The following is a 24,844-nucleotide window of genomic DNA, read 5'->3' on the forward strand; positions in this document are numbered from 1 at the left end:
AGAAGAATACCAGATAAATGGTTTTATCTATATCATACACCTAAACAACTCTATACGAAATGAACCATAAGTTTTTTCCTCATACAAATGAAGAGGTCCGGCAAATGCTAGAGCGAATCGGCTTCAATGATCTTGAAATGCTCTATTCGGAAATACCTGAAGAGATTCGCTTTACGGGAGAATACGATATTCCGAATGCTATGAGCGAACTTGAGATACGTTCTTTTTTTGATAAACTCGGAAAAAAGAACAATATGCTTACTTGCTTTGCTGGTGGGGGAGTATATGACCATTATACCCCAAGTGCTGTTCCAAATCTTGTGAGTCGCTCTGAATTCCTCACTTCTTATACGCCTTATCAAGCCGAAATTTCTCAAGGAACGCTTCATTATATCTTTGAATTTCAGAGTATGATGGCGGAGTTAACAGGTATGGATATTGCCAACGCCTCAATGTATGAAGGAACTACCGCTACAGCTGAAGCCATGATGGTGGCTTTCGATAATAGTAAAAAAGCTGATACTATCCTTTATTCTGCTGCTTTGAATGAGAATATTATAGCGGTATTAAAGACTTATGCGTTCTTTCATGGAGTTAAACTCAAGGCTATTGAGACGACAGAAGGTACTACCTCGCTTGATGAATTGAAAAAGCAAATGGCAGTAGGAGGTATTGCGGGTGTTATCGTTCAACAGCCTAATCGTTATGGTATAATAGAAGATTTTACTGGTTTCTCTGATGTTTGTCACGAGAATAAAGCTATGTTTATCATCAATAGTGTTGCTTCTGATCTAGCATTGCTTAAGACTCCTGGAGAATGGGGAGCAGATCTTGCTGTTGGTGATATTCAAAGTCTTGGATTACCAATGAGCTTTGGTGGACCTTATGCTGGTTATATGTGTTCTACTCAGAAGTTAATGCGTAAACTCCCAGGACGTATTGTTGGTGAGACGCGTGATAATCGTGGACAACGTGTGTTTGTTCTTACACTTCAAGCACGCGAACAACATATTCGTCGCCAGAAAGCAACATCAAATATCTGCTCGAACCAAAGTTTGATGGCTCTATATGCAACAATTTATATGAGTCTTATGGGGAAAGAAGGTATGAAAGAGGCGGCTCAGTTAAGTTATGATGGTGCTCATTATCTTTGTGAAAAACTTATTAGTACGGGTAAAGCTAAGTTAGTTTATAATAAAGAATTCTTTAATGAGTTCCTCGTTGAAATACAAGATAGGGATGCTTTCTTTGATAAGGCAATAGAAAAAGGTTTTCTCCCAGGTATAAAAGTTGGGAAAGATAAGCTCCTTATTGCTGTTACAGAGAAGCGTACAAAGGATGAGGTCGATTCCTTTATTGAATTATTCTAGTTATATAATGTCTAAATCATAAGTTGCAATGAATAATAAGTTATATGGCAATCTAATATTTGAGTTGTCTCATCCTGGTAGACGTGCTTATAGTTTACCAGAAAATATTTTTGGAAGTTATAATTTGCCATCATCATGTAAACGGGAAAAGGATGCAGAACTTCCTGAATGTGACGAACTCACAGTAGTTAGACATTATACAAATCATAGTGGAAATAACTTCGGAGTGGATAACGGGTTCTATCCTCTTGGCTCTTGTACAATGAAGTATAATCCAACGATTAATGAAGAAATTGTCGCAATGCCTTCCTTTACAGGACTTCATCCTCGTCAACCTATTGAAACGGTGCAAGGTGCTTTGGAAATTGAATATAATATTCAGCGTGCATTAGCATCAATTACGGGTATGGCTGATGTAACGCTCAACCCTTATGCAGGTGCTCATGGTGAATTAACGGGATTGATGATTATTTCTTCCTATCATCTTCAACGTGGAGATACTAAGCGCAAAAAAGTTATAGTACCGGATTCTGCTCATGGAACAAATCCTGCTTCTGCAGCTATATGTGGTCTTGAAGTCGTTGAAGTGAAAAGTACAGAGAATGGACTCGTCGATCTTGATGATCTTAAGAAACTATTGGGAGATGATATTGCTGGTATGATGATGACGAATCCCAATACTCTTGGTTTATTTGAAAAGGATATTCCCGAAATAGCACAACTAGTGCATGATTGTGGAGGATTATTATATTATGATGGTGCTAACCTTAATCCATTGTTAGGAATAGCGCGTCCAGGCGATATGGGATTTGATGTTATCCATCTTAACCTTCACAAAACATTCTCGACTCCTCATGGAGGCGGTGGTCCAGGCTCTGGTCCTGTCGGTGTTTGTGAGAAGTTAATACCATTCCTTCCTAAGCCTCACGTATGTAAAAGCGATGAGGGTTTTTATATAGCAGAATCAAAGTTGGACGAAGAGGAATCTCTTGGTAATATCCATATTGGAGGTTATTTAGGTAATTTCCTTGTTATTCTTCGTGCCTATACATATATACTTACTTTAGGAAAGAATCATATAAAGGAAGTAGGCTTATTGGCGACATTAAATGCTAATTACATAAAAGAAAGCCTGAAAGATGATTATGAGCTTCCTATAGATATGCTCTGTAAACATGAATTTGTGTTTGATGGATTAAAAGATAAGAGTACGGGAATAACGACGATGGATGTTGCTAAACGTCTTTTGGATTATGGTTATCATGCTCCTACAATTTACTTCCCTCTCTTATTCCATGAGGCCATGATGATTGAACCAACAGAGAATGAAAGTAAAGAAACCATAGATGGATTCATTAAGACAATGCATATCATAGCTAAGGAAGCAATAGAGAGTCCAGAACTTTTGAAAGAGGCTCCGCACAATACTCCTATTGGGCGAGTGGATGATGTCCTTGCAGCAAAACATCCTATCTTGACCTATCTACAGCTAGTTAATGATAAGGGTGAAGAATCTTAATTTGTGTTTGTGAAAAGTCTATATTGAATATAATAAATCTATTTAATAAGGATTTATATGGATAAAACAGATTTATTGATTATCGGTTCGGGACCTGGCGGTTACCGAACCGCTTCTTACGCTGCTAAGAATGGTTTACATGTAACTATTATCGAAAAAGATCAACTAGGAGGAACATGTCTTAACGCAGGATGTATTCCTACTAAATGTCTTGCACATGATGCAGAGGTTCGTATAGCAGCTCTTTCTTCTTTTGACACTCTTCCTTCACTTGATTTTGTGAAAGTGATGGAAAGAAAGAATGGGGTACTTAACCAGTTAAGGGAGGGGATAAATATATTACTTAATCAGTCAAATATCAATTTAATAAAAGGTGAAGCACATTTCGTTTCTGATCATATTGTTGAAGTCGGTGACAGGAAAATAGAAGCAAAGAATATTATTATAGCAACTGGATCTCAAGCAAAGCTGCCACCTTTTATTAATAGAGAAGATTATTTAAATAGTCCTACGCTTAAGCGTTCAGTTGTCACTTCTACAGAACTTCTTTCTATTGACGAACTCCCCAAACGACTTGTTATTATAGGTGCAGGAGTTATTGGTATGGAGTTCGCTTCAGCATTTGCTGCTTTCGGATGTCAGGTGGTTGTTGTAGAATACATGAAGGAGTGTCTTCCTATGATAGATAGTGATATTGCAAAACGTCTAAGGAAAATGCTAGAGAAGCGAGGAGTAACATTCTATATGCAAAGTGCTGTTGAAAAAGTTATTCCTCCAACAGAGGAGGATAATGTGGATACAGTTGTTGTATTTAATAAAAAAGATAAAGAGATTAAATTAGAGGCAGACCTAGTCCTTATAGCTACTGGTAGACAACCTAATGTGATGGATATTGGGCTAGATTCAACAAATATAGAATATTCTCTCAAAGGAATCCCTGTTGATAAGAACATGGAAACCAACATTAAGGGCGTTTATGCTATTGGAGATGTAAATGCTCGTCAGATGTTAGCGCATGCAGCTATTTTCCAAGGATTCCGTGCTGTTAATCATATTTTAAGTAAGCAGGATAATATTCGTCTTGAAATAATGCCTTCTGCAATCTTCACTTATCCAGAGGCTGCGTGTGTGGGTAAGACGGAAGAACAATGTAAAGAAGCTGGTATTAAGTATACAATACGAAAAGGTTTCTATCGATCAAATGGTAAAGCGCTAAGTATGAATGAGACGGAAGGTTTGATTAAAATCCTGATTGGAGAAGATGGTCTAATCCTTGGTGGACATGCTTATGGAAGTCATTCTGCAGATCTCATACAAGAGCTCTCTGCTCTAATGAATCGTGATACTACATTAGACGAAATATGTGATATTATTCATATTCATCCAACCCTTAGTGAAATATTACAAGATACATTAATCGGTTGAAATAAGAGGTTTATTAAGTGTAAGTCCTATAAAGATATAAACAATTTAATTACAAATTGTTTGGATGATCAGGAACTTTATACTAACTTTGCACACCGAAAGGATACAGATTTAGTCGTATCGATTCGATTGGGATAGTCATCAAATAAATTAGAAAACCCGAGATGACTTCTTTTGTTAATGGCGGGCCACATAAATCGCATTATGCGACTAAGCCGCAAGGTCAGTGGATTACAAAGACGAGGAGCTCTCTTATCATTGATACTCGGACTTTTCATCACATCATCGATACGACTCTTCCATTTCCCAACTATACAAGATGAGGGAATTGAGGTGAGATTCCTACATAGGAGTCTCACCTTTTTATATGTGTCTAATTTATTAACTAAATCTTAAAAGCTCCATGTGAAAGATAGTTGTCCTTATATTATATGGCAGATGACATAAGCACTAACTACTATCCTCTAAAGGAGAAAAGAAAGGAATTAATTATATGTTCTCAGGAATTGTAGAAGAGATGGCTCAATTGGTTCATATAGAACACGAACAGGAAAATATCCATTTTACTTTTCGTTGTTCATTTACAAATGAATTAAAGATAGACCAAAGTATAGCTCATAATGGAGTATGTCTCACAGTAGTTCGTTTTGAAAACGAAACATATACTGTTACAGCGATGAAAGAAACACTTGAGCGTTCAAATCTGGGCTTACTTAAAGTAGGGGATAGGGTTAATATTGAGCGTTCAATGATGATGAATGGACGTTTAGATGGTCACATCGTGCAAGGTCATGTAGATCAAACTGCTAAATGTATCAACATGGAGGATGCTGATGGGAGTACATACTATACTTTTGAGTATCCCCTTAATCGTGAAATGGCTCAAAGAGGTTATTTCGCTGTAGATAAAGGTTCAATAACAGTAAATGGAGTGTCTCTCACCGTTTGTAATCCTACTGATAATAGTTTTAAAGTAGCGATTATACCATACACAAAGGAAAATACGAACTTTGCGGATATAAAACTTGGCTCAATCGTTAATATTGAGTTTGATATAATCGGTAAATATATTGCAAGACTTCAGCACTATGAATGATAGTCGCATACAATATCATTTATCAAAATAACAAACAAGTTATTTAGTCTAAAAACGCATGTCTTTTGGCATGCGTTTTTTGTATGAATAAGGTCTTATAATATAAAAATTAGTTAATTACGTGGTTTTAGTATAGACATTCAAGATGATTAATGTAAAATAAACTCACATATTCAGATAATACATTTTTTTTACAGAAAGTTTTATTATCTTTGTTTGCGAATTTGTGATAGATACGATCAATAAGTAGTAATAATGAGGAAACAAATTTATACATCAAAGGTGTTTTGGAGTCAGATAGTACTTTGGCTTCCATTGTTCCTCGTGCCTATCATATACTCACCTTTTGGTTTATTTTCATGGCAAGAGAGCTTATATCAGTATATTGTTCCATTGTCAATGATGATAGTAGCCTACGTCAATTATTTCGTTTTTGCTCCAAAGTTGTTAAAAGGAGATGAGAGAGAATTCTGGATTTATAATGTTATTCTCATCTTATTTTTGTCCGTAGCACAACATGAGTGGTTGTACTATACAGGTACGGAACGATATATTATATCATTCTCCTATCAATTGTTATTACAGAATGAGGAAGAAAACATAAACCCACATCTTTTCTTTATTACTCGCAATATCTTTAATCTTAGTATATGTGCAGGTGCGGCAACATCTGTATTTATGGCGCAACGCTGGTCAAAGGCTGAAGAAGAGAAGAGAGAAGCTGAAACTGCAATGACAAAAGCTGAACTAATTAATCTTCGACAGCAGGTGAACCCACACTTCTTACTTAACACAATGAATAACATCTATGCGCTTACAGCTTTTGATACGGAGAAAGCGCAGAAAGCAATCATTGATCTTTCAAAGATGTTGCGCCATATACTTTATGATTATCAGCAACCCTACGTAAGTTTGAAGGAGGAGGTAGAATTTTTGAACAACTATATTGAGTTAATGATGATTCGTTTACCTGATAATGTTGATATCAAACGAGAGTGCAACCTTCCAGAGCCTTGTAATATACAAGTTGCTCCAATGATATTTATATCACTTCTTGAGAATGCGTTTAAGCATGGGATCAGTCCTAGTCATAAGAACTTTATTCACATTTTATTGGATGCGAATGACGAACGTATAGTTTTTGCTATAGAGAACAGTCATCATCCGAAGACTAAAGAAGAAAGAAGTGGACATGGTATAGGGCTTAAACAAGTTGAACGTCGTTTAGAGTTAGCTTACCCAGGTAAGTATCAATGGAAAAAGAAATACGATAGTAAAATGAACATATATTCGTCTAAAATAATTATCTATGACACTAAACTGTATAATCATTGATGATGAGCCATTAGCAGCAGGTTTATTAGCTAGCTATGCGAAGAAGACTCTATTTTTAAATCTGGTTGGAGTATTTAATAGTGCTGTAGAAGGGATAAAGTGTATTCGTGAAAATAAGGTAGACCTTATTTTCTTAGATATTCAAATGCCCGAACTAAGTGGGTTAGAGTTTGCTAGGATTCTACCAAAAGAAACCAAAATAATATTTACAACAGCATTCAGTCAATATGCCATAGAGGGTTACAAAGCTAATGCTGTTGACTATTTAATGAAGCCTATTAGCTATGATGATTTCTTGGCAGGAGCTAATCGTGCGTTAGATTGGTTCAATAGTCTTCATCAGTCAGAGAACGCTTCCGGTGATCGTTTCATCTTTGTAAAGAGTGATTATAAGTTAGTTAAAATCATGTTTGACGATATTCTTTACATAGAAGGCTTGAAAGATTATGTAAGGATATATCTCACAGGTAATCATGAGCCTATCATGAGCCTTATGAATATGAAGAAGATAGAGGAGTCTCTGCCTCGACCAGAATTCATGCGTATTCATAGATCTTACATTGTACACATGAAGAATATTGACGGAGTCGATCGTCTTCGTGTCGTTATTGGTAATGCTGTTCTTCCAATATCTGATAGTTATAAGAGTAAGTTACAGGATTTCTTAGATGGACATACTTTGTAATTTGTCATCCTATATATAGAAGGTAGTTAGGTTTTTCCTAACTACCTTTTTTTATGTTATTAGCGTTATATAAACTCTTTATTTAGGAGGTGATTCGTTTCCTATTTAAATGTGTAATTGTTCATTATTTATTACACTATATTCAATAACTATCACTAATATTCCAGCCTACGTTGTGTCATTTCAAGGGTTAAAGTTGAAGAGTAAATAGGTTCTAAATGAATATCATTTCTTTATTATAGTAAAAGTAAAACAAATAGGTTATAAATACTTGATTGATAGGATAAATTAATTTTCTTGTTCTATTTATATCTAATATCTTTTGAAGTTATATCTCATACTGGTTTGTACTTTAAGTTAGAGGTCGTTTGTACTTTAAGTTAAACCTTGATTATACTTTAAGTTAAACGTCCCCCGTACTTTAAGTTAAACGTTAATAGTACTCAAAGTTAGAAGTCAACTAAATTTTAGTTGATTAGAGAATAGAGTGGTAATTGATTCTCTCAAGTATCTGTTATAATTTAATAGAGGACAATATGTTACTATATGAACGTATTTTATTTTGAAGTTCTTTTGTCTCCTAATCATGTGTTCTGTTGCACTTTCGTAATCCTTTTGATAGTTAAGAAAGTTACTTTTATTATCTTTATCTGTAATAAAAAATCATTTAGAGTAGACTATGTTCTTACCCATTTCATAGAATAGTGTGGATGCTTCTGCTTATTAAGTATGGATGTTGCTTACGGGTAGAATCCTCTTACTTTGGTGGCTTTTTTCAGTCATCCCTTTGCCATATCTTAATTTTTTAGTAATTTTGCATGTATTTTTGGAATAAACAATATATCTAGATAATGAAGATTTCATACAAATGGCTAAAGGAATACGTTGACTTTGACCTTACTCCACAGGAGACGGCGGACGCGCTGACATCTACTGGTTTGGAAGTTGACGCATTGGAAGAGGTTGAAACGATACGTGGCGGACTCAAGGGTCTCTTTGTTGGTAAAGTATTGACTTGTGAGGCGCACCCTAATTCAGATCATCTTCACGTTACAACCGTAGACTTAGGCAAAGGGGAACCACAGCAAATTGTTTGTGGCGCTCCCAATGTAGCTGCAGGACAGAAGGTTATTGTAGCTGATCTCGGTTGTGTGCTCTATGATGGCGACAAGGAATTTGCAATTAAGAAGAGTAAGCTGCGTGGCGTTGAAAGTCTTGGCATGATCTGTGCGGAGGACGAAATAGGTGTCGGTACAGCTCACGATGGAATAATAGTTTTACCAGAAGATGCACCAGTAGGTCAGCCTGCTGCAGAGTATTATCATTTGGATAGCGACTGGCTAATTGATATAGATATCACTGCTAACCGTGCCGATGCTCTTAGTCATTATGGTGTGGCTCGTGATCTCTATGCTTGGCTCACACAGAACGGCTATAAGACATCGCTTCATCGTCCTAATTGTGATGCCTTTGTAGTTGATAATCATGATCTTCCAATCGAGGTAACTATTGAGAATCCCGAGGCATGCCGTCGCTATGCTTGTTTGAGTATTACCGATTGCGAGGTTAAGGAAAGCCCACAATGGTTGAAAGATAAGTTGAATGTCATTGGTTTGCGACCCATCAATAACATCGTAGACATTACTAATTATATCATGATGGCGTATGGTCAGCCAATGCACTGCTTTGATGCAGACATGGTGAAGGGGCACCATATCATTGTAAAAGACAATAACGAGGGAAAGAAGTTCGTTACGCTCGATGGTGAGGAGCACATTCTAGGTGAGCATGACCTTGCCATTTGTAATGAGGAAGAGCCGATGTGTATTGCTGGTGTCTTTGGTGGAAAGGGTAGTGGAACTTATGAGACCACTCGTAATGTGGTATTAGAGAGTGCTTACTTCCATCCAACATGGATACGTAAGAGTGCTCGTCGTCATGGGTTATCTACTGATGCTAGCTTCCGTTTTGAGCGTGGCATTGATCCAAATGGCGTTATCTATGCACTCAAGCAAGCAGCTATTCTTTGTAAAGAATTGGCAGGAGGCAAGATCAGTATGGAGATTCGTGATGAGTATCCTACAAAGATGTCCGACTTCCCAGTTCGTTTAAATTACGAGTATTGTGATCGCCTCATTGGTAAGAAACTTGGCAATGATGTTATTAAGCGAATTGCCGAAAGCCTTGAGATGAAGGTGGTGAAGGAAGATGCAGAAGGTTTAGATTTATTGGTTCCAGCTTATCGTGTGGATGTTCAGCGTCCTTGTGATGTTGTAGAGGATATACTTCGTATCTATGGATATAATAATGTAGAGATCCCAACCACATTGAAGTCTTCGTTGACGATAGCAGAGGATGCTGATAAAGAGTACCATAAGGAGAATATCATTGGTGAGCAGCTTGTAGGCGAGGGCTTCTTAGAGATTATGAACAACTCTTTAACTAAGGCTTCTTACTATGAGGAGACTGGTTTTAATGCTTATCCTTGGGAAGAAACAGTAAAGGTGATGAATCCACTATCAGCTGACTTGGGGGTAATGCGTCAGACCTTACTCTTTGGTGGTTTGGAGAGCATTGTTCGTAACGTTAATCGTAAAGCACAGAACCTCCGCTTCTTTGAGGTGGGCAATGTCTATAAGTACGATAAGGAGAAATGGTCTGAAGAAAGCCCAGTAAAGGCTTATGTACAAGATCATCACATTGCCTTATGGGTAACAGGTAAACATATTCAAGGATCATGGACACATCCAGACGAGGATAGTTCTTTCTATGAGTTGAAGGCTTATGTTGAAAATATCCTTCGCCGTATAGGTGTACCACAAGGTTTGTTGGTTTGTACTAATTCGGACAATAATGCTTTCGATAAGGCACTTGTCTTGAAGACACGTGCAGGCAAGGCGTTGGTAGAAATGGGAATCGTTAATCATAAGGTTCTGAAGAGTTTTGATATAGAGCAGAAGGTTTATTATGCAGAACTTGATTGGACTGGCTTGATGAAAGCAACTCGTAAGAATAAGTTGCAGTTCCACGAGATTTCTAAGTACCCTGCAGTAAGTCGCGACCTTGCATTATTGGTTGATAATAATGTAGAGTTTGCTCAGATAGAAGAGATAGCACGTCAGACAGATAAGAAACAGTTGAAGCGTGTGGAACTCTTCGATGTTTATCAGGGTAAGAACTTACCAGAAGGCAAGAAGAGCTACGCTGTCAACTTCATTCTTCAGGATGAGACAAAGACGCTCAACGATAAGGCTATCGATGCTATCATGCAGAAATTAATTAAGAATTTAACAAATAAACTAGGAGCAGAACTCCGTTAATAAGAAAATCCAATGGGTAGAGCATTTGAATATCGCAAAGCTACAAAGCTCAAGAGATGGGGCCACATGGCTCGCACATTTACAAAGTTAGGTAAGGAAATCGCTATTGCTGTAAAGGCAGGTGGACCAGAGCCTGAAAACAATCCTCGTCTTCGTGCAATTATCGCTACATGTAAGCGTGAGAATATGCCAAAGGATAATATCCAGCGAGCTATCAAGAACGCAATGGGTAAGGATCAAAGTGATTATAAGGAGGTTCCTTATGAGGGTTATGGTCCTCATGGTATTGCAGTGTTTGTTGACACATTGACCGACAATACTACACGTACCGTTGCCGATGTTCGTTCCGTATTCAATAAGTTCAATGGCAACTTGGGTACTCAAGGTTCTTTGAGCTTCCTCTTCGATCACAAAGCAGTATTCTCATTCAAAAAGAAGGACGGCTTAGATATGGAAGAATTGATCCTCGACTTGATTGACTATGGAGTTGATGATGAGTTTGATGAAGATGAAGAAGAGAATGAGATTACCATCTATGGTGAGCCAACTAGCTTCGGTGACATTCAGAAACATTTAGAGGATAATGGTTTCGAGATAACTTCAGCAGAGTTTACACGTATACCAAACGACTTGAAAGATGTTACTCCTGAACAGCGTGAAACTATAGATAAGATGGTGGAACGACTTGAAGAGTTTGACGATGTACAGAATGTGTACACTAATATGAAGCCTGCAGAAGAGGAGTAAGATTCACCTTATATAATATGTATATAATAAAAGAGGATATGTCATTCAGACATATCCTCTTTTGTTTTCATACTGATTGTAATTGGCTTTATGTACAATCAGTGTGAATTAGGATTTATTCTAACTCTTTCTTACTTAGTTTCGTTGCAGCGATAAAGTAGAGAATGAGTACAATGTAAGCAATGAGTGAAAGGAGCTCTGATAGATGATTCTCCCACCATGTACCGTATTGGAACTCAATACCACCAAACTTCAGTAAGGCAGAAACGACTCCCATCAATGCTCCACCAGCAATGAATCCTGAAGCAATCAATGTTCCCTTCTCACCTCTAGCCTTGTTGATGGTTTCACTCTTAGAACGAGTTGTCACATACCAATTGATAGCACCACCAACTAACAAAGGAATGTTCAGCTCAAGAGGAATAAACATACCCAAGGCAAAAGCTAGAGCAGGAACCTTGCAGCGGTCTAAGACTAAAGCTATCACAGCTCCAATAGCATAGAGAACCCAAGGTGCACCTTGACCACTCATCAATGGTTTGATGACGGCTGCCATAGCATTCGCTTGTGGAGCAGCTAACTTACCCGAATTGAAACCATAAGTTTTATCTAAGACAATCATCACACCTGCAACGGTTGCTGCAGAAATTATAGTGCCGAGGAACTTCCATGTTTCTTGTTTCTTTGGAGTTGTTCCTAGCCAATAACCAATCTTTAAGTCTGTTATAAAAGATCCCGCCATTGATAAGGCTGTACAAACAACGCCACCCATGAGAAGTGCTGCTAACATACCTGCGTTACCTTTCAAACCTACAGCAACCATGACTACTGAGGCTAAGATAAGTGTCATTAATGTCATACCAGAAACAGGATTGCTTCCTACAATAGCAATGGCATTAGCGGCAACAGTGGTGAAGAGGAAAGCTATGATGGTCACAAGAATAATACCAACAACAGCATGGAGCAGGTTAAAGTTCATTACTCCGAAGTAAAAGAACAAGAAGGTGATAATCAGCGTTGCAATACTTCCGAAGGCTATAATCTTGAAGGATATGTCTCTTTGTGTGCGAAGAACCTCTGACTGATTGCCTCCTTTACCTTTCATCTCTTTGGCTGCTAATCCAACAGCACTCTTGATGATTCCCCATGATTTCACTATACCAATGATACCTGACATAGCAATACCACCAATACCAATAGAACGTGCGTAAGACTTGAAGATAACTTCAGGTGCCATCTGACCAACAGCTGTTGTAATGGTTGGATCCCACTGATTCAATACTGTGTCAGGGAATAGGAGAGCCATACCAGGAACAATAAGCCACCATACAGCCAGTGAACCTAAACAAATGATGAAAGCATACTTTAGTCCGATGATATAACCAAGTCCGAGTACAGCAGCTCCTGTATTTACTTTGAATACTAGTTTTGCTTTCTCTGCGATTGTTTCACCAAAACCAATCATTCTGCTTGTTACGTTTTCGTTCCAGAAACCAAATGTTGCTACAATGAAATCGTATAAACCACCAACGAGTCCTGCAAGAAGTAATGGTTTTGCCTGGCTTCCACCTTTCTCACCACTGACAAGGACTTGTGTTGTAGCTGTTGCTTCAGGGAAAGGATACTTGCCATGTTGATCTTTAACAAAGTACTTGCGAAAGGGAATTAAGAATAAGATTCCTAATACACCGCCCAGTGCCGCTGCAATGAAAATCTTTAGGAAGTCAGCTTGCAAGTCTAACATATAGATAGCTGGCATGACAAAGATTCCACCCGCAACAACGGCTCCTGAACAAGCACCAATACTTTGGATGATAACATTCTCGCCAAGTGCATTCTTACGTTTAGTGGCAGAGGACAATCCAATAGCAATAATAGCGATTGGTATAGCTGCCTCAAATACTTGTCCAACTTTCAAACCTAAGTAAGCTGCGGCTGCGGAGAATAATACTGTCATTAGGATACCCCAAGTGATAGACCATGGGCTTACTTCTCTGTAAGTTTGTTGAGGAGACATGATAGGGTGATACTCCTCACCTTCCTTCAATTCTCTGAAAGCATTCTCAGGAATTTCAATACTTTGTTCTGTTTTATTTTCCATTGTTTAATAGTATTATTTGTTTGCAAAGATAAATAAAATCGTTTATTTAATGCCTAATAAAAAGCAAAATATTAACTTTGCAACTGTGAAAGAAATAGAACCTATAGCCTTCTTCCGTTCTCCTTTAACTTCAAAGTTTGGGATACCTAGACAGAGCGGATTAGCCCATAATCTTGTGGGGCGTATTGTCTTTGAAAAGAAATATCAAAGAGAAGAAGCCTTACGTGGCTTAGAAGATTTCGATTACTTGTGGTTGATATGGGGATTTTCTGCTAATCCTTCGTCTAATGAAATCAAGTTTACTGTTCGCCCACCACGATTAGGAGGGAATAAGCGTTTGGGTGTCTTTGCTACTAGGGCACCTTTCCGCCCTAACGGACTTGGTTTATCTTCTGTTCTTATTAAGCAAATCACCGAAAGTGAAATTGAAGTTATAGGTGCCGACCTTATGGATGGTACGCCCATATATGACATAAAGCCTTATATTCCGTATGTCGATAGTCATCCAGAGGCTAAAGGTGGCTTTACGGACAAGAAGGAGTGGCAGAAACTTTCGGTTTATATTCCTGATGAGATAGCAGCTAAGTTTGGAGTCGAGGAACTTTCTGCCTTAAAGGAAGTCCTTGCGCAAGATCCTCGTCCACAATATCAACACAATCCAGAGCGTGTTTATATAATGCCTTTTGGAGGAAAAGAAGTATTCTTCCGTGTATCAGAAGGCTTACTTAATGTTATTCGTGTGCGTTCTTAATGGTAAAGGGTTACATAAATTGTAATGAAAATGATGTCCCGATAGTACATCATTCTGACGTCAAATATAGGATAGACGATACTAATAGAATAAGTACAATCGAAATGTATATATGTTTTGAATAAAGCGATAGTATCTTTTCCTGAAAACGATACTACTTTTCAATGAAAACGATAGTATTTTTTCTCGAAAACGATAGTACCTTTTTGGAGGAAGCTATTGTGAATATGTAACTACCTGATTATCTGATATATAAAAAAGAAAGCTCTTTCGTAAGAAAAAGCTTTCAATAATTTAATGATAACCTGTGTGATAAAAGAACTTCACTTGTACTCAAACGGGTTAAACTAACTCCGAAAGTTCTAGCCATCTAAGTTCTAACTCATCGAGTTCATCTTTTAATATTGGCAATCGTTTACTCTTTTCGGTTAATTCTTCTACTGAGAGATTACCAGAGCAAAGTTCTTCTTCTAGTTGTTTCTGTTCTGTTTCTAGTTGATTGATCTTCTCTGATATTTGTTCGTATTCTCGTTTCTCTTTGAAGGTCATCTTGCGCTTCCCATTTATCGAAGAATTGTTCTTAGGTTCAGAATTAACCTGTTTTGTATTCTTTACGGGCTTTGTTTGATTATCTTCTTTGGATTTCATCTTCTGATAATCTCTGTATTGCGTGTAGTTACCAGGGAAGTCTTGTATTTCTCCTTCACCTTTGAATACGAGCAAATGATCAACGACTTTATCCATAAAATAGCGGTCGTGTGAAACTACTATAACACAGCCGGGGAAGTCTTGCAAATACTCTTCTAGAATCTGTAAGGTTTGAATATCTAAGTCGTTAGTTGGCTCGTCCAGTACGAGGAAGTTAGGATTCTTCATGAGTACTGTACAGAGATATAGCTTACGTTTCTCTCCACCAGATAGTTTGTAAACGTAATTATGCTGCTCTTCAGGAGAGAAGAGGAAGTAATTTAAGAATTGAGAAGCAGTCATGTGTTTACCGCCTCCCATATCAATGTAATCGGCTATATCCGTGATGATGTCAATAACCTTCTGATCGTCTCGGAACTTTAATCCTTCCTGTGAGAAATAACCAAAGCGCACGGTCTCTCCAATATCAAATCGTCCGCTATCGGGAGCTACCTTTCCAAGAAGCATCTTAATGAAAGTCGACTTGCCTGTTCCATTATTTCCCACGATACCCATCTTCTCAAATCGGGCAAAGTTATAATAGAAGTCGTTGAGGATAACTTTCTCATCAAACTTCTTCGATACGTATTGGCATTCGAAGATCTTACTACCTATATAAACGTTAGAGGACTTTAGTCTTACTTGTCGTTCTTCTATGCGTTGTTTGGCTTTTGCTTCTAACTCATAGAAGGCCTCTTCTCGATAGCGCGCTTTATGACCACGTGCTTGTGGCATACGACGCATCCATTCTAACTCTGTGCGATAAAGGTTATTGGCACGTGCTATCTCAGCACGTGTATTATCAATACGTTCTTGTCTTTTCTCTAAGTAATAAGAATAATTACCTCGATAGGTGTAGATCGTGTTATTGTCTAATTCAAGTATCGTGTTACACACATTGTCAAGGAAATAGCGATCGTGTGTAACCATAAAGATTGTTTTATTGCCACGTGATAGATAACCTTCAAGCCATTCAATCATCTCTAAATCTAAATGGTTCGTCGGCTCGTCAAGAATGAGAAAGTCTGGCTCGAGGATAAGAACATTCGCTAGTGCTACACGCTTCTGCTGTCCGCCACTTAATTGTCCCATTGGTTGGTCAAGATTAGTGAGCTTTAGCATTGTGAGAATTTGCTTTGCCTTCAATAATCTTTCTGGATTTCCCTCATGGTTAAAGCAGGCGTCTAGCACACTCTCTTCGGGATCAAACTTCGGGCTCTGTTCTAGAAGTCCTACACGTAAGTCATTGCGATAGATAATAGAACCAGTATCATAGCTTTCTTTTCCAATTAGAATAGATAATAGGGTAGACTTACCCGTACCATTCTGTGCTACTAATCCTATGTGTTGCCCTTCAGCTATCGAAAATGAAATATCTTTGAAAAGAACCTGTGCTCCAAAGCTCTTTGTTAAGTTTTGGACATCAAGGTAAGGTATCTGTGCCATGTATTTAGGGGTTATTCCAGTGTTGCGTTTATCTGGTCAATATAATCAAGTACTTCGTCTCGCCCAGTCTTGTCTTCTGATGAGGTGATGAAGTAAGGAGGCAAGACTTCCCATCTGTCTTGTAACTTCTTCATCCATAGTAATGCGTTAGACTTAGCCTTTGCAGGAGATAGCTTGTCAGCCTTAGTGAAGATGATAGAGAAGGGAATATTGCTCTCTCCCAACCAATCGACAAACTCACGGTCTATCTTCTGCTGCTCATGTCGAATATCAATGAGAACAAACACATTGACCAGTTGTTTGCGCTGTAGAATGTATTGCGCTATCATCTGCTCCAGCTTGTTACGTACCGTCTTAGAGTTCTTAGCATAGCCATAACCAGGGAGGTCAACCAAATACCATTCATTATTAATGATGAAGTGGTTGATGAGTAAAGTCTTACCAGGTTTAGCTGATGTCTTAGCCAATCCTTTATGGTTGCATAACATATTTATAAGACTTGATTTACCAACATTAGAGCGTCCGATAAATGCATATTCTGCTTTAGTATCATCAGGACATTTTGATAAACTAGGCGATGATATAGTAAATTCTGATTTCTTAATTATCATTCCGATTTATGTGTAATTGTGTACCCTATGTTGCAAAGATACTAAAAACTTAAGAGCTAGGGCTGGTTAGTTGATAGTTTTTTAGTAATTTTGCAGAAAAGCAAAGAGCAATGAAGCAAATCAATTGGGGTTTTATAGGCTGTGGGGAGGTCACAGAGAAGAAGTCAGGACCTGCGTTTAATGAGGTTATGGGCTCACATGTAGTAGCTGTCTTTAGTCGTAGCGAACTGAAGGCACGCTCTTATGCCGAACGCCATAATATTAGAAAATGGTATACAGATGCGCAGGAGTTAGTTGATGATCCTGATGTGAATGCCGTATATATTGCGACGCCACCTGCTGCCCATGCCACATTCGCTATCATGGCAATGCGTGCTGGTAAGCCTTGTTACATAGAGAAGCCATTGGCTGCATCTTACGAGGATTGTGTTCGTATCAATCGTATATCAGAACAGACGAATGTTCCTTGCTTTGTTGCTTATTACCGCCGTTATCTTCCATACTTTCAAAAGGTAAAGGAGATAATAGATAATGGTACAATCGGAAATATCCTAACCGTGCAAGTACGCTTTGCCGTTCCACCGCGTGACCTGGATTATAAGAGCAATGTGCAACATCCGTGGCGATTACAGTCGAATATCTCTGGTGGTGGATACTTTTACGACTTAGCTCCCCACCAGTTAGACTTGCTTCAGAACTTCTTTGGTGTTATTGTTAAGGCGCATGGCTATACAGCTAATAGAGCCGGACTTTATGATGTTGAAGACACTGTAAATGCTGTCTTCCGTTTCGAGAATGGTCTTACAGGAAGTGGTGCTTGGTGCTTTGTTGCTCATGAGAGTGCGCGTGAGGATCATATTGAGGTTTATGGGACAAAGGGACGTCTGTCGTTCTCCGTCTATACATATACACCCATCCACCTCTGTACAAGTGAGGGCGAAAAGGATATAGAAGTGGCTAATCCGCCTTACGTTCAGTTACCAATTATTAAGTCCGTCATAGAAGATATGCAGGGATATGGCTCTTGCGATTGTACAAGTATCAGTGCGACCCCAACGAACTGGGTGATAGATCGTATTCTTGGTAAGATATAGAAGCCTTACTACATTTACATATTATTCAAATCCGTGTTATCAATGAATCAGCTTATTAATCGTTGTGTTTTGTTGTCATTCCTCTTGTTCTTCATGGGAATTGGGATAGCGAATGCACATACTTCTACAAAGGCGGTTGGTAACCTGGAACACACACTTGACACGATACGCTGGATGCGGGTAGATTCTAGTGCTTATAGGAATAAGGCGGAGTACCACAAGAAGAGAAAGACTGGCTATAAGTTCAATGACATAGATACAAGCTATATTGAGCCACAGCGATACAACTTCACAACGATGTTGCAGAATACGAACACTTACGAGGTGTATCGTATAGCGAGCGATAAAGGGCAAAGTATTACCTTTGCTCCAGAGGCTAATATCCGCATTGGACCTTACTTCGGTTGGCGGTGGATATTCCTAGGTTATACTGTCGATATCACGCATTTACTACGCAAGATTAATGATAAGCGCAGGCAGGAATATGATTTAAGTTTGTATAGTTCGATGCTAGGCATTGACATCTATTACAGAAGGACTGGTAACGATTATAAGATACGGCAACTCTATCTTGGTGAGACTATTAATACCGACCCCATAAAGGGGGCTGGCTTTGATGGATTAACCTCAAGTATCAAAGGTTTCAATATCTATTATATCTTTAATCACCGCCGTTTCTCTTATCCTGCAGCCTTCAGTCAAAGCACCATACAACGTCGCTCTGCGGGTAGTCCGTTATTAGGTATCGGTTACACAAGACATACGCTCGAGGTTGATTGGAAGGAGCTAAACAACCTTGTCGCTAATCGTCTAGGAGGGAGCGTTGCGGTGGATAGCACTTTGATGTTCGATAAGATAAAGTACACGGATATATCTGTTAGTGGTGGCTATGCTTATAATTGGGTCTTCGCCCACAACTGGCTTCTTGCTAGTTCGTTGTCTGTTGCACTGGCTTACAAGCAGAGCTCGGGTGACGTGACACATAAGCGTTTCTCCATCAGTGACTTTAAGTTCAATAATATCAACATAGATGGTATCGGGCGTTTTGGGCTTGTATGGAACAATAGTAAGTGGTATGCAGGTATGAGCATGATACTCCATGCTTACAATTACAGGCGTAGTAACTTCTCAACAAATAACTTCTTTGGTAGTGTCAATCTCTATGTAGGCTTTAACTTTGGAAAGAGGAAGGCGAAGAAGAAGGAAGGTTATCAAGAACAGAAAGGATAAGTGATGAAGCAGAAGTATAGCATAATTGGTTTGTTTCTCATAGTATTGACTGCATGTGGAGCTAAGACAATAGAGAATAAGCATAAACAGCAGGGGGCAGTGGCTGAAAAGATAGAAGATAGTTCAGTAAGTGCCGAACATCATGCGAACAAAGACGCCTTACCTGCTTATATAGATTCTTATTCTAAAGCAGACAGTGCGTTGGTATGTGGTATCTTACGGGATATGGCTGCACAAAGGCATAGTCTATCACATGAGGAACTTATCCTCACGATAGCCCGCAAGTTTATAGGTGTTCCTTACGTTGCGCACACATTGGATAAGAATGATGAGGAAAGTCTTGTCGTCAATTTACATGGCTTAGATTGCACCACTTATGTTGAGGCTGTGACGGCTCTAACGCTATGTGCTGAGCGAGGCAAGCATAAGTTCTCTGATTACGTACATCAACTGGAATTGATTCGTTATCGTGGCGGTAAGATGAGTTATGTGAACCGTCTTCACTATTTCCACTGGTGGTTGGAAGACAATGAGCGCATGGGATTTGTCAAAGAGATAAACACGCCTAACCCACCTTTTACAGCGGTACAAACATTGAAAATAAACTATATGAGCCTTAACGCAAAGGCGTATGATATGCTAAAGAATAACCCGAGGCGTGTGGCTGAACTCAAGAAATTAGAAGATGCTAGTAACGGAACAAAGGTGCGCTATATCCCTACAGCCTTACTGAATAATAACAATGAGTTGCGAGAGATTATCCATGATGGCGATATCATAGCTATCGTGACTAACAAGCGGGAACTCGATACAACTCATCTCGGCTTTGCCGTTTGGCATGAGGACGGACTCCATCTCATGAACGCCTCCAGTCTTAAGAAGAACGGCAATAGGGTGGTGGAACCTACTGAAACTTTCTATCAGTATATGACGTCACGAGCATCGAATATCGGTATTCGTGTTGCTAGAATCAAATAAACGGAACACACGGGAACTCATCTTCTCTCTTTATCTACATCATGATTATAATTGCTACGATTGCAGTCTACTTCTGCATACTCTTACTCATCAGTCTGCTTACAGGGCGCAAAGCCGATAACGAGACTTTCTTTCGTGCCAATGGTAAGTCTCCATGGTATTTGGTGGCGTTTGGTATGATAGGTGCTAGTATCTCGGGCGTGACTTTTGTAAGTGTTCCGGGAATGACACTCACAAGTGATATGACCTATATGCAAACCTGTTTGGGCTTTATCGTGGGTTACTTCGTCGTGGCTTATCTACTATTACCCGTTTATTATCGTCTACGCCTGACAACCATCTATACTTATTTGCAAACCCGTCTCGGCAATAGGAGTTACAAGACGGGCGCAGCCTTCTTCCTCTTGTCAAAGATGGCAAGTGCAGCCGTTCGCTTCTATGTTGTCTGCATGATACTCCAGCAATTCGTTCTCGACAAATACGCCATTCCGTTTCCCGTAACCGTTGTGGTGTTGGTTGCATTGATATGGCTCTATACACGGAGGGGCGGAATACGAACGTTAGTACTAACAGATACCTTTCAAACACTTTGTATGCTTCTTGCTCTGTTGCTCATAATATATAAGGTAGTGGATGTACTCGGATTGAATCTCCCCCAAACCGTGCAAGCCATCGCAACAGATAGCCATTCGCGCATCTTTGTATTAGATGATTGGGTATCAACACAGAACTTTTGGAAGCAGTTCCTTAGCGGTATCTTCATCGTCATTGTGATGACTGGACTTGATCAGGACATGATGCAAAAGAATCTTACTTGTAAGACTTTGCGTGAGGCACAAAAGGATATGTGCAGTTATGGCTTTGCATTCGCCCCCGTCAATCTCCTGTTCTTAGCCCTGGGAATCTTATTGATGATGTATTACCAACGGGTGGGGCAAGCTCTCCCAGCAGTATCAGACGATTTGATGTTACAAGTCATAGCAGGCGGTCAATTAGGTACATGGGTCTTAATTTTGTTTACGATTGGTATTGTCGCAGCCTGTTTCTCCAGTGCTGATTCTGCCCTTACAGCCCTAACTACAACCTTCTGTGTCGATATCTGTAACCAACGCAAGGACGAGCGGTTGCGCAAGTGGTCTCACCTCGGTGTATCCGTTGTGTTCGTGTTGTTTATCCTCATCTTCCGTTATGTCAATTCCACGAGTCTGATAGATGCAGTCTATACAATCGTCTCTTACACTTACGGACCACTCTTAGGTCTTTTCGCCTTTGGGCTTTCAACGAAACGCAAGGTGAATGATCGCTATGTCCCATTTATCGCTATTGCCAGTCCACTCCTATGTTTTGCCTTAGACATGATTGTTTCTAACGCTACAGGATATAAGTTTGGCTACGAACTACTGATGTTGAATGGACTCCTAACTTATGTAGGCTTGTGGGTGAATAAGGCTCATCTTCTTTCTAAGAAATAGCACTTACGAGCGTGAACTCATAGTAATATCTTCCGAATACTTATTATATCTGATTCGTTCTAACAGGTTTGCCCAGTTTTTCTCACCTGTTTGCGAATCGTTTTCCACCTGTTCCCCTTTCCTTTATCACGTGTTGCGCATCTCTTTCTCACGTGTTGAGCATCATTTACACACGTATATAAAGTTAGTTTCACCATGGTGACACAATAGTTTCACCGTGGTGAGAATATATTATCACCGTGGTGAAGAAATATTATCACCGTGGTGAGGAAATATTATCACCATGGTGATAATAAGAAAAGGCACGGAACACAAAGACGCAAGACACGTGAGACAGAATGCTAGAACACGTGAGAAAGAAAGCTGGAACGGGTGAGAAAGAAAGCGGAAACCTATTAGTCAAAGAGCGTGCATAGGGTTAAGTCTATAGGTTTAGTATATGATTGCAAATAAGCGAGTAGGTTACTGAGGGGATATTTTAAAGCGTATGAACAGTATATAGCACTAAACGAATAAAGCCCAGACTTATGCAAGTCTGAGCTTTATTAATATGTGATTGAAAACAGATTACTTATTCTTCTTCAACTTCTCCACGTATGCATCAATAGCGGCAACAGCTGTGATGTTCACGATGTCACGAACGGAACTCTCGAAGTCGGTAAAGTGGATTGGCTTGTTCAATCCCATCTGAATCGGACCAATGACTTCTGCCTCTGGGCTTAACGCCTGCAGGAGTTTGTAACCGCTATTAGCCGATGACAAGTCAGGGAACACGAGCGTGTTAACATCCTTACCTTTTAGGCGTGTGAATGGGAATTTCTCGTCACGTAGCTCCTTGTTCAAAGCGAAGTTAACTTGCATCTCACCATCGATAGTGAGGTCTGGACACTCGGCTTGCAACTTTGCAACAGCCTCACGCACCTGCTCTGGAGAGCCTCCATTATCTGAGCCGAAGTTAGAGAATGAGAGCATTGCAATAGCTGGCTCGTCATTGAAGAACTTAACGGAATGGGCTGCCAAACGTGCCACATCAGTTAGGACATCACTATCTGGATGGCGGTTGATCAAGGTATCTGCGATGTAGAATACCCCCTTCTTTGTATTCAGAATATGCATTGTTCCGAAGTGTTTATACTCGGGACGGATTCCGATAACTTCCTTGGCAACCTTAATCGTATTGCTGTATTTGGTGTATAGACCCGTAATAAACGCATCGGCATCACCATTCTCAACCATTGACATACCATAGTAATTGCGCTCATACATCTTATCGTATGCCTCCTCGAAGGTGTATCCCTCACGGGCACGCTTCTCGGCTAAATGCTTGGCGTAAGTGGCGCGGTGACCTTGCTCCTTATCGGCACGCATATCAATGATTTCTATGTCACTAATGTCCAACTTCAGGCGATTCGCCACACGATTCAAGCGGTCTTGATTACCTAAAAGGATAGGTACGCAAATGCCTTCTTGCTTTGCTTGTACAGCTGCCTTCATCATCGTGGGGTGACCACCTTCGGCAAAGACAATGCGCTGTGGGTGTTGAGCAGCTGTTGCGTGGAGTGAGCGGGTGAGCTTTGTCTCTTGCCCTAGCATCTGGCGCAGGTGCTGCTTGTAGGCATCGAAGTCCTTGATTGGCGTGCGGGCTACGCCGCTATCCATGGCAGCCTTAGCTACGGCAGCACTTACCTCAGTAATCAGTCGTGGATCGACTGGCTTCGGGATGAAATACTTAGGACCAAAGGTGAGGTCGTTTACATGATAAACCTCATTCACAACGTCTGGTACCGTTTGCTTAGCTAGGTCGGCAATAGCATGTACGGCCGCCATCTTCATCTCTTCGTTGATAGCCTTCGCATGTACGTCCAATGCTCCACGGAAGATGTAAGGGAAACCAATTACGTTGTTAATCTGGTTGGGATAATCTGATCGACCCGTTGACATGATTACGTCTGGGCGAGCAGCAATAGCGTCATCGTATGAAATCTCTGGTACTGGATTGGCAAGAGCAAATACGATAGGTTTCTCGTTCATAGAACGAATCATATCCTGTGAAAGTATGTTACCCTTTGATAGTCCAACGAATACATCAGCGCCTTTGATAGCTTCTTCCAATGTGTGGACATCACGGCGATCAGTAGCGAACAATGCTTTCTGTGGTGTGAGCTTCTCACGATCAGAAGTGATGACACCCTTAGAATCTAGCATTACGATATTCTCTTTCTTAACACCCAATGCTACGTACATCTTCGTACATGAGATAGCTGCGGCACCAGCACCATTCACTACGAGTTTGACCTTGCTAATATCTTTACCAGCTACCTCTAAGGCATTCTTCAAACCAGCAGCAGAGATGATTGCAGTACCATGTTGGTCGTCGTGCATTACAGGGATATCTAGTGTGCGCTTCAATCGCTCCTCGATAGCAAAGCACTCTGGTGCCTTAATGTCTTCAAGATTAATACCACCAAAGGTAGGTGCAATCTTTTCTACAGCTTCGCAGAACTTATCCGGGTCTTGCTCGTTAACCTCTATGTCGAATACATCAACACCACCATATATCTTGAATAACAAACCTTTACCTTCCATAACAGGCTTGCCACTCATAGCACCTATATTACCTAAACCAAGAACGGCTGTACCATTACTAATAACAGCTACTAGATTGCCTTTAGTAGTATATTTATACACGTCATCAGGGTTCTGCTGTATCTCCAAACAAGGATATGCTACACCTGGTGAATAAGCCAAACTTAAATCAGTCTGTGTGCTATAGGGCTTTGTTGGTTTAACTTCAATCTTTCCTGGACGACCGTTATGATGGTATTCCAAAGCGGCCTCTTTTGTTACCTTGACCATAATCTTATATAATTTTTTCTCGTGAATTATTTTATACGTAGCCACAAAGATAATAAAACTACCTAAAAAGCAGATACCATTCCCAAAGTTTTTTGTAATTTTGCAGAAAATTGAAACTATT

The 24,844-nt window shown here is 39.7% G+C and carries 17 protein-coding genes; 13 read left to right on the plus strand and 4 right to left on the minus strand.

All coding sequences use genetic code 11. The annotated features are described in order from the left end of the window. The first annotated feature begins 59 nt into the window (after nucleotides 1-59). The 8 genes from gcvPA (at nucleotide 60) to F0475_RS06335 (ending at nucleotide 11,497) form a co-directional block, all read left to right on the plus strand. Nucleotides 60-1,370 (plus strand): aminomethyl-transferring glycine dehydrogenase subunit GcvPA, encoded by a 1,311-nt coding sequence (gcvPA, locus tag F0475_RS06300; protein ID WP_155715951.1) that lies wholly within the window; start codon nucleotides 60-62, stop codon nucleotides 1,368-1,370. A 28-nt stretch (nucleotides 1,371-1,398) separates the two neighbouring features. Further along, a complete protein-coding gene (gene gcvPB / locus F0475_RS06305; RefSeq protein ID WP_155715952.1) occupies nucleotides 1,399-2,889 on the plus strand; it encodes an aminomethyl-transferring glycine dehydrogenase subunit GcvPB in 1,491 nt (496 codons plus the stop codon). A gap of 57 nt (nucleotides 2,890-2,946) precedes the next feature. Continuing rightward, entirely contained in the window at nucleotides 2,947-4,314 is a 1,368-nt protein-coding gene (gene lpdA / locus F0475_RS06310) for a dihydrolipoyl dehydrogenase (protein WP_155715953.1), read from the plus strand. Nucleotides 4,315-4,807: 493 nt separating this feature from the next. Further along, on the plus strand, nucleotides 4,808-5,410 hold the full coding sequence (locus F0475_RS06315; RefSeq protein ID WP_155715954.1) for a riboflavin synthase: 603 nt from the start codon (nucleotides 4,808-4,810) through the stop codon (nucleotides 5,408-5,410). A gap of 255 nt (nucleotides 5,411-5,665) precedes the next feature. Beyond that, nucleotides 5,666-6,745, plus strand: a complete 1,080-nt coding sequence (locus F0475_RS06320) for a sensor histidine kinase (protein WP_155715955.1) — start codon at nucleotides 5,666-5,668, stop codon at nucleotides 6,743-6,745. Further along, on the plus strand, nucleotides 6,720-7,430 hold the full coding sequence (locus F0475_RS06325) for a LytR/AlgR family response regulator transcription factor (RefSeq protein ID WP_155715956.1): 711 nt from the start codon (nucleotides 6,720-6,722) through the stop codon (nucleotides 7,428-7,430). The genes F0475_RS06320 and F0475_RS06325 overlap by 26 nt, the downstream gene beginning before the upstream one ends. Before the next feature lie 851 nt (nucleotides 7,431-8,281). Further along, the gene (pheT, locus tag F0475_RS06330) at nucleotides 8,282-10,750 is read left to right on the plus strand and encodes a phenylalanine--tRNA ligase subunit beta (protein ID WP_155715957.1); all 2,469 of its coding nucleotides are present in this window, start codon (nucleotides 8,282-8,284) and stop codon (nucleotides 10,748-10,750) included. 12 nt (nucleotides 10,751-10,762) lie between these two features. Next, on the plus strand, nucleotides 10,763-11,497 hold the full coding sequence (locus F0475_RS06335; RefSeq protein ID WP_009434046.1) for a YebC/PmpR family DNA-binding transcriptional regulator: 735 nt from the start codon (nucleotides 10,763-10,765) through the stop codon (nucleotides 11,495-11,497). 115 nt (nucleotides 11,498-11,612) lie between these two features. Here the strand turns inward: F0475_RS06335 and F0475_RS06340 are convergent, their stop codons facing one another. After that, nucleotides 11,613-13,598, minus strand: a complete 1,986-nt coding sequence (locus F0475_RS06340) for an OPT family oligopeptide transporter (RefSeq protein WP_155715958.1) — start codon at nucleotides 13,596-13,598, stop codon at nucleotides 11,613-11,615. A gap of 85 nt (nucleotides 13,599-13,683) precedes the next feature. Here F0475_RS06340 and tsaA point away from each other — a divergent pair, with 85 nt between their 5' ends. Continuing rightward, nucleotides 13,684-14,349 (plus strand): tRNA (N6-threonylcarbamoyladenosine(37)-N6)-methyltransferase TrmO, encoded by a 666-nt coding sequence (tsaA, locus tag F0475_RS06345; protein ID WP_317163197.1) that lies wholly within the window; start codon nucleotides 13,684-13,686, stop codon nucleotides 14,347-14,349. Nucleotides 14,350-14,691: 342 nt separating this feature from the next. On the opposite strand, the gene abc-f is transcribed toward tsaA, so the two are convergent. Together abc-f and yihA are read right to left on the minus strand one after the other, a co-directional pair. Continuing rightward, nucleotides 14,692-16,482: a ribosomal protection-like ABC-F family protein gene (gene abc-f / locus F0475_RS06350; protein WP_155715960.1), complete on the minus strand. Its 1,791-nt coding sequence runs from the start codon at nucleotides 16,480-16,482 to the stop codon at nucleotides 14,692-14,694. Nucleotides 16,483-16,493: 11 nt separating this feature from the next. Further along, the gene (gene yihA, locus F0475_RS06355; protein WP_155715961.1) at nucleotides 16,494-17,093 is read right to left on the minus strand and encodes a ribosome biogenesis GTP-binding protein YihA/YsxC; all 600 of its coding nucleotides are present in this window, start codon (nucleotides 17,091-17,093) and stop codon (nucleotides 16,494-16,496) included. 110 nt (nucleotides 17,094-17,203) lie between these two features. Here yihA and F0475_RS06360 point away from each other — a divergent pair, with 110 nt between their 5' ends. From F0475_RS06360 to F0475_RS06375, 4 genes are read left to right on the plus strand one after another with little or no spacing between them, the layout of a single operon-like run. Next, nucleotides 17,204-18,187: a Gfo/Idh/MocA family protein gene (locus F0475_RS06360; RefSeq protein ID WP_009434137.1), complete on the plus strand. Its 984-nt coding sequence runs from the start codon at nucleotides 17,204-17,206 to the stop codon at nucleotides 18,185-18,187. 42 nt (nucleotides 18,188-18,229) lie between these two features. Next, nucleotides 18,230-19,417: a DUF4421 domain-containing protein gene (locus F0475_RS06365; RefSeq protein ID WP_155715962.1), complete on the plus strand. Its 1,188-nt coding sequence runs from the start codon at nucleotides 18,230-18,232 to the stop codon at nucleotides 19,415-19,417. 3 nt (nucleotides 19,418-19,420) lie between these two features. After that, entirely contained in the window at nucleotides 19,421-20,395 is a 975-nt protein-coding gene (locus F0475_RS06370) for an N-acetylmuramoyl-L-alanine amidase-like domain-containing protein (protein WP_155715963.1), read from the plus strand. Nucleotides 20,396-20,436: 41 nt separating this feature from the next. Beyond that, nucleotides 20,437-21,867: a sodium:solute symporter gene (locus tag F0475_RS06375; RefSeq protein ID WP_155715964.1), complete on the plus strand. Its 1,431-nt coding sequence runs from the start codon at nucleotides 20,437-20,439 to the stop codon at nucleotides 21,865-21,867. 567 nt (nucleotides 21,868-22,434) lie between these two features. On the opposite strand, the gene F0475_RS06380 is transcribed toward F0475_RS06375, so the two are convergent. Further along, a complete protein-coding gene (locus tag F0475_RS06380; protein ID WP_155715965.1) occupies nucleotides 22,435-24,723 on the minus strand; it encodes an NADP-dependent malic enzyme in 2,289 nt (762 codons plus the stop codon). Nucleotides 24,724-24,844 lie beyond the last annotated feature (121 nt).

This window comes from Prevotella vespertina, assembly GCF_009728485.1.
Taxonomy (GTDB): Bacteria; Bacteroidota; Bacteroidia; order Bacteroidales; family Bacteroidaceae; genus Prevotella; species Prevotella vespertina.